Origin of the sequence: Streptomyces viridochromogenes, from assembly GCF_001270495.1 — a bacterium.
GTDB classification, from domain to species: Bacteria; Actinomycetota; Actinomycetes; order Streptomycetales; family Streptomycetaceae; genus Streptomyces; species Streptomyces viridochromogenes_A.
Map to the genome: position 1 here is coordinate 1 of NZ_LGUR01000252.1, position 14514 is coordinate 14514.

Here is a 14514-nt window from a genome sequence, read left to right on the forward strand (position 1 = left end):
CACCCCCACTCCGCCCCCGCCGCCACCGTCCTACGCGCCGAACGGTTTCGTGCCGCCCCAGGGGAACCCGTACGGTCCGCCGCCGGAAATCCCTACGGCCGGCCGCCGCAGGGCAACCCGTACGCTCCGGGCCCGCAGAAACCGTACAACCCGCCGCCCCCGCACAAACCGCGGTATCCCCGCAGGTCAGGCGACCGCGCTCAGTGTGTCCGCGAGTCGGCGGCGGGCCGCGCGGGAGGCCGGGACGGCGGCGAGAGCGGCCGCCCCGGCGACTGCCGCCACGCCGAACAGCAGCAGGAGAGCGGCGGGCGGACCCTGGGCGATCCCGGCGCCGATGCCGCTCGATCTGCCCTGGGCGTCGATCAGCCAGTGCGCGAGGGGTGTGCCCAGGGCCGTACCGATGACGACCGCGGCCAGGGCGGTGCAGGCCGTGGAGGTGACGGTGATCGCGGTGATCTGCCGGGGGGACAGGCCGATGGCCTTCAGGGCCAGCAGGTCACGCTCGCCCTCCCGCACGGTGCCGCCGATCGCGGTCAGCAGTTCGATGAGCCCGATGAGGGCCAGGACGGCGATCAGGCCCACGACGACTCCGCGCAGGGGTGAGAGGCCGTCGGCGGGGTTGGGTACGGCGTGGACGTCCAGGCGGCCGTGCCCTGCGGTGGCCAGTCGGTCGGCGACCCGGTCGGGCTCCGCGCCAGGGTCGAGCCGCAGCTCGTAGCGGGTGGGGCCGAGGCCGGGGTCGTTCTCGCGGAGGGTGTCGAGGGAGGTGGAGATGACCCGGCCGGCGTTCTCCGGTTCGATGCTGCGGCCCACGATGTGCAGGATCTGCGGTTGGTCCCCGACGGTCATCCGTACCCAGTCGCCGACCCGCACGTCCAGCAGATCGAGCAGGCCTTGTCCGGCCACCGCCTCGTCGCGGCCCTGTGCCGGGCGGCCCTCGGCCAGGGCGTACGGGTAGGGCTCGGCGCGGGTGCCGAGGCCGCGCAGGGCGATCGTGGCCGTCTGGCCCGGGACCAGGGCGGCCACCTCGACGCCCGGATAGGCGGCGGCGACCTGTGGGTCGCGTTCCAGGAGGGCGCGGGCGTCGCGGTCGGACAGGCCGGAGTCGGCGTGGACGGTGAGGGCGGTCGGCAGGCCGATCTGGTCGGGCCTGCCGTCGAAGCGCTCGATCGTGGTCCACGCGCTCATCGCCACCACGATCAGCAGCAGCGGCAGGGCGAGCCGGGCGACCGTCGCCAGCGAGCGCAGCCGGCGCGTGAAGGCGCGGTGCCAGCCCAGCACCAGCGCAGGCGGCAGCCGTAGCCCGAGCGCCCGCCGGGCCACCCCCGAGAGCCGTCCACCGAGCGGAGCGGCGGGCCGCGGCACCGGCACCGGGGGCACCCGCCCCGCCCGCCACGCCGCGAGCCCCGTGGTCGCGCCGATGAACAGCACCGCCCCCACCGGCACCACGACCAGCGCCACGGTGTTTCCGGGCAGCCCCTGCCATACTCCGACCGCGTCCCCGAGCCGTCCCGGGATCCGGCTGCCCAGGCCCTGGATGACGGCCGCGGCGGCCACCGCGCCCAGCAGGGCGTAGGCGAGATGCTGGAGCAGGAAGACGCGGACCACCTGACCCGGTGTGAAGCCGATCGCCTTCAGCACCGAGATGTCCCGCAGATGGCCGCGGATCCGGGTGCCGATCGCCCCGTGCACGGCGAGCCCGGCGGCGACCAGCGCGCCCAGCCCGAACAGGCCCAGCACCTGGCCGAGCAGCCGGGTGTCGCCCTGTGCCTCGGCGCGTCCCTGCTTCCAGGTGGAGACCTCGCTGACCGCGCCGGCGCCCAGCACGGTCACGGCGCGCTGGACGGCGTAGTCCGTGTCGTCGGGATCCGTCAGGCGCAGCCCGATCACCTGGCCGCCCGGGTCGCGCACCGCGGACGGTGGAGCCCAGACGAGGCCCGGCCGCTCGCCCGGCCGGTAGCGCGGCTCGGCGCTGTCGGCGATGCCGAGCACGGTCAGGGTCCGGTCGGTGCCGGGCAGGGTGACGGTGTCGCCGGGGGCGGCCAGCAGGGCGCGGGCGAGGCGGGTCTCCAGAACCACGCCGTCGGGCTTCGCGGGGTCCAGCCAGTGGCCGGAGGTGAGGAGCGGGCGGCCCACGGTGGGGCGCTCGGGAGTGCCGCGCAGTTCGACGGAGGCGCGGGTTCCGCGGGAGGCGAGTGTGGTGGAAGCGGTCGGGTAGGGGCCCGCGACCGACTCGACGCCGTCGAGGTCGGACAGCTTCCCGGTGTCGGCCGAGGAACCGGTGTGCAGCCATACGTGTGCGCCGTGTGCCTGGGTGAAGACGCGCTGCCAGGGGTTGGTGGCGTAGCCGAAGAGTGCCGTGGCCAGCAGCAGGGAGACGACGATCCCGGCCGTGGCGAGCACGAGGAACAGCGCCTCGCCGCGGTGCGTGCGCAGATCGGAGTGCGCCCAGCGCAGGGTGGCTCGCATCTCAGTCCCTGAGCTCCAGCACACCCGATATCCCGGTCCGGCGTGGCGGCGTGCCGCCGTCCAGCTCGGCGTCGTCGGCGATCCTGCCGTCGAAGAAGCTGATCACCCGGTCCGCCGCGCTCGCCAGCCGTGCGTCATGCGTGACCAGCACGATCGTCTGGCCGCGCTGGTGGAAGCGGGACAGCAGCCGCATCACCTCTCGGGTGCCCTTGCTGTCCAGGCTGCCCGCGGGCTCGTCGGCCAGCAGCAGGGGCGGACGGTTGACCAGGGCCCGGGCCAGCGCGACCCGCTGCTGCTCGCCGCCGGACAGCTCGCCGGGCATGCTCCGCTCCTTGCCCGTGAGGCCCAGCTCGGCCAGCAGCTCCGCCCGCTCGGCACGCGCCCGCTTCGGCGGGACGCCGGCCAGCAGTGCGGGCAACTCGACGTTGTCGGCGACGGACAGGTCGGAGACCAGGTTGAAGAACTGGAAGACGATCCCGATGCGCTTCCTGCGCTCCACCGCCCAGCGGGCCTCGCTCCACCGGTCCGCGCACTCACCGTCCAGCCAGATGCTCCCGCTGTCCGGGCGCTGAAGCCCACCCAGCAGATGCAGCAATGTCGACTTACCGGCACCGGACGGGCCGGTGACCGCCACGAACTCGCCCTTCCGGACGGAAAGGTCCACGCCCCGCACGGCATGCGCCGGGGCACCCTCGCCATGATGCGTCTTGACCAGGCCCTCGGAGCGCAGCACAGGGCTCTCGGCACCGGACCCGGCACTCTTCGCGCCGGCCCCGGCACTCTTCACACCCCGCCCGGCACTCTTCGCGCCCGCCTCAGGGCCGTCGGCGCGCAGCCCAGGAGTGGAATCGTCGCTCACTCCAGCTCCTCCAGCTCTTCCTGGCACCGCTCCAGCCAGTCGAGGTCGGCCTGAAGGTGCAGCATCGCGCCCTCGATCAGCAGATGGGCGATGCGGTTGTCCCGGTCCTCGGCGGCGGCCAGCTTCGACAGTTGCCGCATGGTGTTCAAGTACTGGCGCCGCTGTCTGTTGATGAGGGCGATCTGGTCGGCGAGACCCGTCTGCGGGGCGACGGCCAGCTTCATGAAGAACTCGTCCCGCACCCGGGGCTCGTCCTCGGGCTCCTCGAACCAGGCGCGCAGCGCCTCACGCCCGGCGTCGGTGAGGTGGTAGACCTTCTTGTTGGGCCGGCTCGACTGCTCGACGTCCTCGCCCTCTATCAGCCCCGATTTCTCGAGACGGCCGAGGGTCACATAGATCTGGCCGACGTTCGGCTGAGGGTACGCGGAGCCCAGCAGTTGCTCAAGGTCCTGCTTCAGCTCGTAGCCGTGCGCCGGGCCGCGCGCCAGCAGGGCCAGGAGGGGCAGCCGCACTCGACCTCTCCTCCTCGCATCCGGTTAATGTGCTGCGAGCCCTAGTATCGCGCATACCTAACAGGTATACATGGCCTCTGACCCCGGACGAAGATGTTCGGCGCCAGGTGTACAGGGAGGAACCTATGCGGTGGATCCACGCCGCCGGTAGGGGCCTTCTCGTCCTCGTTGTGATCCTGACCGGCTACGTCGCCTCCGGCGCCCGTGCCGACGAGGGCCCCGCGAGCGGCAGGGGACCGATGACCCTCGCCACCGCCGGAGACCTCACCGGTTATCTCGGCTCCGTTCTGGACGGCTGGAACCGCACCCACCCCGACGAGAAGGTCACTCTCGTCGAGCTGCCCGACTCCGCCGACGAGACCCACGCGCAGATGACCACCGACCTGCGCGCCGGCGACCGCAGCCGCTTCGACATCCTCAACATCGATGTCAGCTGGACCTCGGAGTTCGCGGCGCAGGGCTGGATCCGTCCGCTGGCGCGCGACCGCTTCCCGCTGGATACCTTCCTGCCGCCGGTCGTGGACACGGCGACCTACGACAGACAGCTCTACGCGGTCCCGTACGTCACCAACGCCGGCCTGCTCCTCTACCGCAAGGACATCCTCGCCAAGGAGGGCGTCGACCCTCCGCGCACCTGGGCCGAACTGGAACGGGCCGCGAAGACCGTCGCGCCGAAGTACGGCCTCGACGGTTACGCCGGCCAGTTCCTGCCGTACGAGGGCCTCACCGTCAACGCCGCCGAGGCCGTCTATTCGGCGGGCGGCTCGATCCTCGGCGACGAGGGCGAGCGCGTCACCGTGAACTCGACGGCCGCCCGCGAGGGCATCGGGTTCCTCGCCCGGGGCGTGCGCGAGGGCTGGATCCCGAAGCGGGCGCTGACGTTCAAGGAGGAGGAGTCCAAGCAGGCCTTCCAGGACGGCCGCCTGCTCTTCCTCCGTAACTGGCCGTACGCCTATGTCGGCGCGTCGGCCAAGGGCTCACCGGTCTCCGGGAAGATCGGTGCCCTGCCGCTGCCGGGTCCGGACGGGCCGGGCAGAAGCGTGCTGGGCGGCTCCAACCTGGCCGTCAGTACCCATGCCCGGCATCCCGACTCGGCCGCGCGACTGATCGCGTACCTGACCAGTGAGCGCGTCCAGCGCCAGGTCCTCACGCGCGGCGCGCTGCCGCCCGTGCGGGCCGACCTGTACGAGGATCCCGCGCTGGTGCGGGAGTTCCCGTATCTGCCGACCCTGCGCGAGAGCGTGCGTACGGCCGCGCCGCGCCCCAAGAGCCCCCGCTACGACCAGGTGAGCCTGGTGGTGCAGGCGGTCGTGCATGACGCGATGGCCGGGCGTGAGACGCCCGCGGCAGCGGTGCGGCGACTGGCGAGGGAACTCGCCGCCATCTCCTCTCATTAGATCCCGCCAGCTCTCGCTAGTTACTTGTTAAGTAACGCCGAGATCTCTTCTGTGGTCGCTCTGGGTAGAAAAAAGTGGATATAAAGCCCTGACTGCTCAGTAGCTTCCGTCCAGTTCATTGACACCCTCCTGAAAAGGCTACTTAACATGCATGCATGCTGAGTAAGTACCACTGGTGGCGTGACGCGGTGATCTACCAGGTCTACGTCCGCAGTTTCCTCGACAGCACCGGCGACGGTGTCGGCGATCTCGCGGGCGTGCGGGCCGGGCTGCCGTACCTGAAGAAGCTGGGCGTCGACGGGATCTGGCTGAGCCCCTTCTATCCCTCGCCGCAGCACGACCACGGCTACGACGTGGCCGACTACTGCGACGTCGACCCGCTCTTCGGCGACCTCGCCGAGTTCGACCAGCTGGTCGCGGCGGCCAGGCGGCTCGGGATCAAGGTGCTGCTCGACATCGTCCCGAACCACTGCTCCAGCGAGCACCCGTGGTTCGAGGAGGCGCTCCACGCCGCACCCGGCAGCGCCGCCCGCGCCCGCTTCCACTTCGCCGACGGCCGTGGCCCCGACGGATCCGAGCCGCCCAACAACTGGCACTCCATGTTCGGCGGCCCGGCGTGGAGCCGGGTGACCGAGGCGGACGGGCGGCCCGGCCAGTGGTACCTGCACATGTTCGCGCCCGAGCAGCCCGACTGGAACTGGCGCAACCCCGAGATCGGCGCCGAGTTCGACCGCATCCTGCGCTTCTGGCTGGACCGGGGCATCGACGGCTTCCGTATCGACGTCGCCGCCGGCCTCTTCAAGCACCCCGAGCTGCCCGACTCGGACGACCCGGAGGCCGACGCCCGCACCCGCGACTCGGTCAACCCGCTCGCCTGGAACCAGCCCGAGGTGCACGAGGTGTGGCGTGGCTGGCGCTCCATATGCGAGGAGTACACCGCCCGCGACGGCCGGGATCGCCTCCTCGTCGGCGAGGTGTCCGTGCCGACCGCGCGCGAGCACGCCCAGTACGTCCGCTCCGACGAACTCCACCAGGCGTTCTTCTTCGACCTGCTCAGCGCCCCCTGGGAGGCCGACGCCTTCCGCAAGGTCATCTCCGAGGCCATGCAGGACATCGCCGGCACGGGTTCGACGGTCACCTGGGTCCTCAACAACCACGACCAGGTCCGCACCGTCACCCGCTACGGCGAACCCGCCACCGAGGGCAGCGGCCTCGGCGCCGCCCGCGCCCGCGCCGCCGCGCTGCTGATGCTGGCGCTGCCCGGAGCCGCGTACATCTACCAGGGCGAGGAGCTGGGTCTGCCCGAGGTCGTCGACCTGCCCGACGACGTGCTCACCGACCCGATCTTCCACCGCACCGGCAGCCGGGCCCGCATCCGCGACGGCTGCCGGGTGCCGCTGCCGTGGTCGGGACAGGCCTCGCCCTTCGGCTTCACCTCCGGCGCCGAGAGCGCCAAGCCCTGGCTGCCGCAGCCCGAGTACTTCGCCGAGTACGCCACCGACCGCGCTCTCGCCGACACCCGGTCCTTCTGGCACCTGTACCGCGACGGCCTCCAACTGCGCGAGGCACTGCCCCAGTTGGGCGAGGGCGCGCTGCGCTGGCTGGACAGCCCGCCCGGCGTCCTGGCCTTCGTCCGCGGCGACGGCCTCGTCTGCGCCGTCAACTTCGGTACGGCACCCACACCGGCGCCGGTCTCCGGCACCCCGCTGCTGTCGAGCGGCCCCTGCCCGGCCGGGGTACTGCCCGGCTCCACGGCGGCCTGGTGGATGAGCGACGGGACCGAGTCGCCGGCCCTCTGAACCCCCCTTAATTTTCCCCATCCCGAAGGGACATCAACGATGATGCGACGACGTACCACCCTGCTCACCGGCTGTACCGCTCTCGTCCTGGCGCTCGGCGCGACCGCCTGTGGCGGCGGGCCGGTCTCCGCGGGCGGCGGTGACAAGGCGCTCAGCGGTCAGACGGTCACCGTCGCCGGTGTCTGGTCCGGCACCGAGCAGAAGAACTTCCAGAAGGTGCTGGACGCCTTCACCGAGAAGACCGGCGCCAAGACCCAGTTCACATCCACCGGGGACAACGTCTCCACCGTCGTCGGCAGCAAGATCGAGGGCGGCAACGCCCCCGACGTGGTGATGGTCCCGCAGGTCGGCGTGGTGCAGCAGTTCGCGAAGAACGACTGGCTCAAGCCGCTGTCCAAGACCGCCCAGCAGTCCGTGGACGCCAACTTCGCACCCGTCTGGAAGAACTACGGCAGCGTCGACGACACCCTCTACGGCCTCTACTTCAAGGCCGCCCACAAGTCGACCGTCTGGTACAGCCCCGACGCCCTCGCCCAGGCGGGCGTCGAGCCGCCGAAGTCGTACGACGACATGCTGAAGGCCGGACAGACCGTCTCCGACTCGGGCCTGGCCGCCTTCTCGGTCGCCGGGCAGGACGGCTGGACCCTCACCGACTGGTTCGAGAACGTCTACCTGTCCCAGGCCGGACCCGAGAAGTACGACGCCCTCGCCACCCACAAGCTGAAGTGGACCGACGCGTCCGTGGTCGAGGCGCTCACCACCCTCGGCAAGCTGTTCAAGGACAAGCAGTTGATCGCGGGCGGGCAGAAGGGGGCCCTCAACACCGACTTCCCCGGCTCGGTGGAGAAGGTGTTCGGGCCGAAGCCCGAGGCGGGCATGGTCTACGAGGGCGACTTCGTCGCGGGCGTCGCCAGGGACCAGTTCGGCAAGTCGATCGGCGAGGACGCGAACTTCTTCCCCTTCCCGGCGGTCGGCGGCGGCAAGGCGCCGGTGGTCAGCGGCGGTGACGCGGCCGTCGTCCTGAAGGACGGCAAGAACCAGAAGGCCGGCATGGCACTGCTGGAGTACCTGGCGACGCCGGAGGCCGCCGCGGTGTGGGCAGAGGCGGGCGGCTTCCTGTCCCCGAACAAGAACGTCGACCTCGCGTCCTACGGCGACGACGTCACCCGCGCGACCGCCAAGTCCCTCGTCTCGGCGGGCGATTCGAACTCGGTCCGCTTCGACATGTCCGACCAGGCCCCGGCCGCGTTCGGCGGCACCAAGGGCGCGGGGGAGTGGAAGCTCCTCCAGGACTTCCTGCGCGACCCGTCGGACCCGAAGGCGACCGCGGCGAAGCTGGAGGCCGCGGCGGCCAAGGCGTACGAGGGCCAGGGCTGACCCGACATGACCGCCACTCTCCTGAAAGAGGCGAGCCGCGGGGCCGCCGTGAGCCCGGGCAGGGAACGTGCCCGGCGCTCGCGGCGGCGCGCGCGGATCATCGCCCTGCTCTTCGTCTTCCCCGCGCTGCTCCTGCTGGGCGCGCTGGTCGTGTATCCGGTGCTGTTCTCGATCGGCCGCAGCTTCTTCGACGCCTCCGGCACCCGTTTCGTGGGCGGCGAGAACTACGCCGAGATGTTCCGCGACCCGGCCACCCTCAAGGCCATCCGCAACACCACGATCTGGGTGGTGGTGGCCCCGGCCCTGCTGACCGGCCTCGGCCTGATCCTGGCCGTGCTGGTGGAGAAGGTCCGCTGGGCCACCGCGTTCAAGCTGCTGCTGTTCATGCCGATGGCCGTGTCCTTCCTCGCCGCCGGCATCATCTTCCGGCTCGCGTACGACGAGGACCCGGACAAGGGCGTGCTGAACGCCGCGGCCGTCTCCGTGCACGACGCCTTCCAGGGCACGTCGACGTATCCGACGGCCCGGGCCCGCGACGGGCAGGGACTGGCGAAGGGGGCGGACGGCTCGTACCGCACCAGCGCGACCGCGTCGCCGGGCGAGGCGGTCACCCTGGGCCTCGTCGGCGTCCTCCCCGACGACCTGCCCGGGGACACCGAGCCGGCGTACGCGGCGGCCGGGCAGAAGGCGAGCCCCGGTGAGCTGCGCGGCGTCGTCTATCTGGACTTCACGCCCGGTGGGGGAGGGGAGCAGGGCAAGGTCGACCGGCGGGAGAGCGGGCTGCCGGAGATGAAGGTCGAGGCGGTGCGGGCCGGGAAGGCGGTCGCGTCGACGACGACCGGGCCCGACGGTTCCTTCCGCTTCCAGGGGCTGGACGACGGCTCGTACACGGTGAAGCTGCCGGCCTCGAACTTCGCCGCCCCCTATGAGGGCATCTCCTGGCTGGGGCCCACACTCGTGACGCCGGCGATCATCGGGGCGTACCTGTGGATCTGGACGGGCTTCGCGATGGTCCTGATCGGCGCGGGCCTGTCAGCACTGCCGAGGGACGCGCTGGAGGCGGCGCGGATGGACGGCGCGAACGAGTGGCAGATCTTCCGGCGGATCACGGTGCCGCTGCTGGCACCGGTCCTGACGGTCGTCTTCGTCACTCTCGTCATCAACGTGATGAAGGTCTTCGACCTCGTCTACATCATCGCGCCCGGCCCGGTGCAGGAGGACGCGACCGTGCTCGCGACGCAGATGTGGCTGGTGTCGTTCGGCGGCGGCAACAACCAGGGGCTGGGCAGCGCGCTGGGCGTCCTGCTTCTGCTGCTGGTCATCCCGGCCATGGTCTTCAACGTCCGCCGTTTCCGAGGGAGTCAGCGATGAACGCGGTCAAGCGTGGGCTGGGCAACGGGGTCGTCCAGGCGCTTCTCGTGGTGGTCGGGCTGGTGTGGCTGACGCCGCTCGCCGGACTGTTCCTGTCGTCGCTGCGGTCCGCCGAGGACACGGCGAAGGGCGGCTGGTGGACGGTGTTCACCAGTCCGGGCCAGCTGTCCTTCGACAACTACTCGGTGCTGCTGGCGAACGCCGGGATCAGTCAGGCCTTCTGGAACACCGTGCTGATCTCGGTGCCGGCGACCGTGCTGGTCGTTGTCCTCGCGGCGCTCGCCGGGTACGCGTTCGCGTGGCTGGACTTCCCCGGGCGTGAGGCGATCTTCCTGGTTGTGGTGGCGCTGCTGGTCGTACCCGTGCAGATCGGCCTTCTGCCGGTCGCCAAACTCTTCGGTCAGCTGGGGCTGTTCGGCACGATCCCCGGGGTCGTCCTCTTCCACGTGGCGTACGGGCTGCCGTTCGCGGTGTTCCTGCTGCGGAACTACTTCGCCGAGATGCCGAAGGAGATGCTGGAGGCGGCTCGGATGGACGGGGGCAGCGAGTGGCGGATCTTCACGCGGCTGGTCCTGCCGGTGGGGCGTCCGGCGATCGCCTCGCTGGCCATCTTCCAGTTTCTGTGGGTGTGGAACGACATGCTGGTGGCGTTGCTGTTCGCGGACAGTGCGTCGCAGCCGTTGACGGTTGAACTCCAGTCGCAGATACGGCAGTTCGGCAGCAACATCGATGTGCTGGCGCCGGGGGCGTTTGTGTCGCTGGTGGTGCCGGTGGTGGTGTTCTTCGCGTTCCAGCGGCATTTTGTGCAGGGGGTTATGGCCGGGTCGGTGAAGTAGGGGTTCCTCGCCCCCGCCGCCCCTACCCGTCCCATCCCCAGGGGCTCCGCCCCTTCGACCCCACTGGGGCTGCCGCCCCAGACCCGCCTTCGGCCCCGAAGGGGCCTCGTCCTCAAACGCCGGACGGGCTGCAAATGCCCGGCCCGGCGGCGAGAGTGACCCCCACCCCACCGTGAGGCGAAGCCCCCTGGGGGTGGGTGGGGGTTCGGGACGGTGGTGGCTCTTTTCTCGAACGCCGGGTGGGTAAATCCAGCCCCTCCGGCGTTTGAGGAGCGGGGTCTGGGGCGGAGCCCCAGGAGGATGGGACGGGTAGGGGCGGCGGGGGCGAGCGAAGAACGATCCCGCCGCCCCTCAACTCACGGCGAAGCCGGCGGATACAGCGACCGCGGCAGCTGGGAAGCCGCCGCCGCGTCCAGCAACCACAGCGTCCTGGAACGACCGTACGCCCCGGCCGCCGGTGCCTGGATCTCACCCGCCCCCGAGAGGGCGATCGCCGCGGCCCGAGCCTTGTCCTCGCCGGCCGCCAGCAGCCACACCTCCCGCGCCGCCCGGATCGCGGGGAGCGTGAGGGTAACGCGGGTCGGCGGCGGCTTCGGCGCGCCGTGGACGCCGACGACGGTGCGGTCCGTCTCCCGTACCGCGGGGAGTTCGGGGAAGAGCGAGGCCACGTGCGTGTCGGGGCCCACCCCCAGCATCAGGACGTCGAAGGTGGGAACCGCGCCATGGTTCTCCGGGCCCGCCGCCCTCGCCAACTCCTCCGCGTACGAGGCGGCCGCCGCCTCCACGTCAGCCCCGAACGGGCCGTCCGACGCGGGCATGGCATGCACCCGCTTCGGATCCAGCGGCACCCCGTCCAGCAGGGCCTCGCGGGCCTGCGTGACGTTGCGCTCCGGGTCGCCCTCGGGGAGGAAGCGCTCATCGCCCCACCAGAGGTCGAGCCGGCTCCAGTCGATCGCGTCCCTCGCGGGGGCGGCCGCGAGCGCGGCCAGGAGGCCGTTGCCGTTGCGGCCACCCGTGAGGACCACGGAGGCCGAGCCCCGGGATGCCTGCGCGTCCACGATCTTCGTGATCAGCCGGGCCGCCGCGGCCTGCGCCATCAGCTCCTTGTCGTGGTGCACGACCAGCTGAGGAGTACTCACTTCGCCGCCGCCTTCGTCACCGGGTCCTGCGCCTTCGCTTGCTTCGCGGATGCTTTCGCAGCGATTTCGGCGGGCGTTCCGACCGATGCTCCTTTGGCCGGTGATCCCTCCCCGGCCGCTTTCGCCGCCGACTCTTCGGCGTCTTCCGCAAGCGACTCCTCCGCAGGTGACTCTTCCGCAGGCGGCTCCTCCGCCCTGGCCACCGCGGCCTCGGCCAGCGCCACGGCCCGCACCGCCTTGGCCACCGCGGCCTCGGCGGCCTCCGCACTCCGGACCGCCGGAGCCGGAGCCGAGGAGTTGAGCCGCTCCACCCCGAACCGCAGCGCCGACGCGTACGTGTCGTCCGGGTCGAGCCGCCGCAGTTCCTCCGCGATCAGCTCGGACGTCTCGCGCCGCTTCAGCGCCACCGCGCGGTCCGGCTGGCCCTGGATGGAGAGGGTCGCCAGGGAGCCGTCCGCACGGTCCAGCGCTATCGGGCCGCAGTCCGTGTCCATCCGGACCGCCGTCAGCCCCGGCCCGCCCGACAGCGACCGCTTCACCGGCACGTCCAGCCGGTCCGCGAGCCACATCGCCAGCAGCTCACAGCTGGGGTTGAACTCCTCGCCCTCCACCTCGACGGCCTTCACCTCGCAGACCACCTGGTCCAGAGCCGCCGCGAGCATCGAGCGCCACGGGGTGATCCGGGTCCAGGACAGGTCGGTGTCGCCGGGGGTGTACGTGTCCGCCCGCGCCGACAGTTCCCGTACCGGCTGCTCCGAGGCGTAGGTGTCCGTCACCCGGCGCTGGGCCAGCGCGCCCAGCGGGTCCTTCGCCGGGTCGAGCGGCGCGTTCACCGGCCACCAGACCACCACCGGTGCGTCCGGCAGGAGCAGGGGGAGGACGACGGACTGCGCGTGGTCGGACACCTCGCCGTACAGGCGCAGTACCACCGTCTCCCCGCTGCCCGCGTCCGCGCCCACCCGCACCTCGGCGTCCAGCCGGGACTGCGTGCGGTCGCGGGGCGAACGCGAGACGCGCTTGATGACCACGAGCGTGCGCGAGGGGTGCTCGTGCGAGGCGTCGTTGGCGGCCTTCAGGGCGTCGTAGGCGTTCTCCTCGTCCGTCACGATGACCAGCGTGAGCACCATGCCGACGGCCGGCGTGCCGATGGCCCGGCGGCCCTGCACCAGCGCTTTGTTGATCTTGCTGGCCGTGGTGTCGGTCAGGTCTATCTTCATGGCCGGCGCCAGCTCCGTCCGTCTCGCTCGAGCATTTCGTCCGCCTCGACGGGGCCCCAGGTACCGGCCGGGTACTGGGCGGGCCTGCCGTGCTGGTCCCAGTACTCCTCGATCGGGTCGAGGATCTTCCAGGACAGCTCGACCTCCTCGGTGCGCGGGAAGAGGTTGGAGTCGCCGAGCAGGACGTCCAGGATCAGGCGCTCGTACGCCTCGGGCGAGGACTCCGTGAAGGACTCGCCGTACGCGAAGTCCATCGACACGTCCCGGATCTCCATCGACGTGCCCGGCACCTTCGAGCCGAAGCGGACCGTGACGCCCTCGTCCGGCTGGACGCGGATGACGATCGCGTTCTTGCCGAGCTCCTCCGTCGCCGTGTGGTCGAAGGGGGAGTGCGGGGCGCGCTGGAAGACGACCGCGATCTCGGTGACCCGGCGGCCGAGGCGCTTGCCGGTGCGCAGATAGAAGGGGACGCCCGCCCAGCGGCGGTTGTCGATCCCCAGCCTGATCGCGGCGTAGGTGTCGGTCTTCGACTTGGCGTCGATGCCCTCCTCCTGGAGGTATCCGACCGCCTTCTCGCCGCCCTGCCAGCCGGCCGCGTACTGCGCGAACACCGTGTCCCGGCCGAGGTCCTTCGGCAGTCGTACGGCACCGAGCACCTTGGTCTTCTCCGCCGCGAGCGCGTCCGCGTCGAAGGAGGCCGGCTCTTCCATGGCCGTCAGGGCCATGAGCTGGAGGAGGTGGTTCTGGATGACGTCACGGGCGGCGCCGATGCCGTCGTAGTAGCCGGCCCGGCCGCCGATGCCGATGTCCTCGGCCATGGTGATCTGCACGTGGTCCACGAAGGACCGGTTCCAGATCGGCTCGAACATCGTGTTGGCGAAGCGCAGCGCCAGGATGTTCTGGACGGTCTCCTTGCCCAGGTAGTGGTCGATACGGAAGACCTGGTCCGGGGCGAAGACCTCGTGGACGACCTTGTTGAGCTCCTCGGCCGACGCCAGGTTGTGCCCGAACGGCTTCTCGATGACCGCGCGGCGCCAGGAGCTGGGCGTCTGGTCGGCGAGGCCGTGCTTCTTCAGCTGCTGGATGACCACCGGGAAGGAGCTCGGCGGCACCGAGAGGTAGAAGGCGAAGTTCCCGCCCGTGCCCTGGGCCTTGTCCAGCTCCTCGATGGTGCCGCGCAGCCGCTCGAAGGCGTCGTCGTCGTCGAAGGTGCCCTGCACGAAGCGCATGCCCTGGATGAGCTGCTGCCAGACCTCCTCACGGAAGGGGGTGCGGGCGTGCTCCTTGACCGCGTCGTGGACCTCCTGAGCGAAGTCCTCGTGGGCCCACTCGCGGCGGGCGAAGCCGACCAGCGAGAAACCCGGCGGCAGCAGACCCCGGTTGGCGAGGTCATAAACCGCCGGCATCAGCTTCTTACGTGACAAATCGCCCGTAACGCCGAAAATCACCAGGCCCGACGGCCCCGCGATACGCGGGAGCCGTCGGTCGGCGGCGTCACGAAGCGGGTTCGCTTCCGTGACGGTAAAGGGTGACAAGGG

At 71.1% G+C, this 14514-nt stretch carries 11 protein-coding genes; 5 read left to right on the plus strand and 6 right to left on the minus strand.

All coding sequences use genetic code 11. The annotated features are described in order from the left end of the window. Positions 1-186: 186 nt before the first annotated feature. The 3 genes from ADK36_RS40370 to ADK36_RS40380 all read right to left on the minus strand — a co-directional run bounded on the left by ADK36_RS40370 (position 187) and on the right by ADK36_RS40380 (position 3840). Complete coding sequence (locus ADK36_RS40370) at positions 187-2469, minus strand: FtsX-like permease family protein (protein ID WP_053201176.1); 2283 nt, start codon at positions 2467-2469, stop codon at positions 187-189. A gap of 1 nt (position 2470) precedes the next feature. Further along, a complete protein-coding gene (locus ADK36_RS40375; RefSeq protein ID WP_048585129.1) occupies positions 2471-3256 on the minus strand; it encodes an ABC transporter ATP-binding protein in 786 nt (261 codons plus the stop codon). A gap of 68 nt (positions 3257-3324) precedes the next feature. Beyond that, entirely contained in the window at positions 3325-3840 is a 516-nt protein-coding gene (locus ADK36_RS40380; RefSeq protein WP_048585079.1) for a PadR family transcriptional regulator, read from the minus strand. Between the two features lie 125 nt (positions 3841-3965). On the opposite strand from ADK36_RS40380, the gene ADK36_RS40385 reads away from it, so the two are divergent. The 5 genes from ADK36_RS40385 (at position 3966) to ADK36_RS40405 (ending at position 10620) form a co-directional block, all read left to right on the plus strand. Continuing rightward, positions 3966-5237, plus strand: coding sequence for an ABC transporter substrate-binding protein (locus tag ADK36_RS40385; RefSeq protein ID WP_048585080.1), 1272 nt, complete (start codon positions 3966-3968; stop codon positions 5235-5237). A gap of 155 nt (positions 5238-5392) precedes the next feature. Further along, positions 5393-7036 (plus strand): glycoside hydrolase family 13 protein, encoded by a 1644-nt coding sequence (locus ADK36_RS40390; RefSeq protein WP_199830355.1) that lies wholly within the window; start codon positions 5393-5395, stop codon positions 7034-7036. 39 nt (positions 7037-7075) lie between these two features. Next, positions 7076-8413 (plus strand): ABC transporter substrate-binding protein, encoded by a 1338-nt coding sequence (locus ADK36_RS40395; RefSeq protein WP_053201179.1) that lies wholly within the window; start codon positions 7076-7078, stop codon positions 8411-8413. Positions 8414-8419: 6 nt separating this feature from the next. Continuing rightward, positions 8420-9784 carry an ABC transporter permease subunit gene (locus ADK36_RS40400; RefSeq protein WP_048585082.1) on the plus strand — a complete coding sequence of 455 codons (1365 nt, stop codon included), beginning with the start codon at positions 8420-8422 and terminating at the stop codon, positions 9782-9784. Continuing rightward, positions 9781-10620 (plus strand): carbohydrate ABC transporter permease, encoded by an 840-nt coding sequence (locus tag ADK36_RS40405; RefSeq protein ID WP_048585083.1) that lies wholly within the window; start codon positions 9781-9783, stop codon positions 10618-10620. Before ADK36_RS40400 ends, ADK36_RS40405 begins: the two co-directional genes overlap by 4 nt. 356 nt (positions 10621-10976) lie before the next feature. Here the strand turns inward: ADK36_RS40405 and pgl are convergent, their stop codons facing one another. From pgl to zwf, 3 genes are read right to left on the minus strand one after another with little or no spacing between them, the layout of a single operon-like run. Further along, complete coding sequence (gene pgl, locus ADK36_RS40410; protein ID WP_048585084.1) at positions 10977-11759, minus strand: 6-phosphogluconolactonase; 783 nt, start codon at positions 11757-11759, stop codon at positions 10977-10979. Further along, the gene (gene opcA, locus ADK36_RS40415; protein WP_053201181.1) at positions 11756-12976 is read right to left on the minus strand and encodes a glucose-6-phosphate dehydrogenase assembly protein OpcA; all 1221 of its coding nucleotides are present in this window, start codon (positions 12974-12976) and stop codon (positions 11756-11758) included. The genes pgl and opcA overlap by 4 nt, the downstream gene beginning before the upstream one ends. Then, positions 12973-14511 carry a glucose-6-phosphate dehydrogenase gene (zwf, locus tag ADK36_RS40420; RefSeq protein ID WP_048585086.1) on the minus strand — a complete coding sequence of 513 codons (1539 nt, stop codon included), beginning with the start codon at positions 14509-14511 and terminating at the stop codon, positions 12973-12975. The genes opcA and zwf overlap by 4 nt, the downstream gene beginning before the upstream one ends. Between the last annotated feature and the right edge of the window lie 3 nt (positions 14512-14514).

What these genes read in the sequence shown, in the direction of transcription:
- ADK36_RS40405 (WP_048585083.1), top strand. Translation starts at nt 9,781, where the DNA reads ATGAACGCGGTCAAGCGTGGGCTGGGCAACGGGGTCGTCCAGGCGCTT.
- ADK36_RS40390 (WP_199830355.1), top strand. Translation starts at nt 5,393, where the DNA reads ATGCTGAGTAAGTACCACTGGTGGCGTGACGCGGTGATCTACCAGGTC.
- ADK36_RS40385 (WP_048585080.1), top strand. Translation starts at nt 3,966, where the DNA reads ATGCGGTGGATCCACGCCGCCGGTAGGGGCCTTCTCGTCCTCGTTGTG.
- ADK36_RS40400 (WP_048585082.1), top strand. Translation starts at nt 8,420, where the DNA reads ATGACCGCCACTCTCCTGAAAGAGGCGAGCCGCGGGGCCGCCGTGAGC.
- ADK36_RS40370 (WP_053201176.1), bottom strand. Translation starts at nt 2,469, where the DNA reads ATGCGAGCCACCCTGCGCTGGGCGCACTCCGATCTGCGCACGCACCGC.
- ADK36_RS40395 (WP_053201179.1), top strand. Translation starts at nt 7,076, where the DNA reads ATGATGCGACGACGTACCACCCTGCTCACCGGCTGTACCGCTCTCGTC.
- opcA (WP_053201181.1), bottom strand. Translation starts at nt 12,976, where the DNA reads ATGAAGATAGACCTGACCGACACCACGGCCAGCAAGATCAACAAAGCG.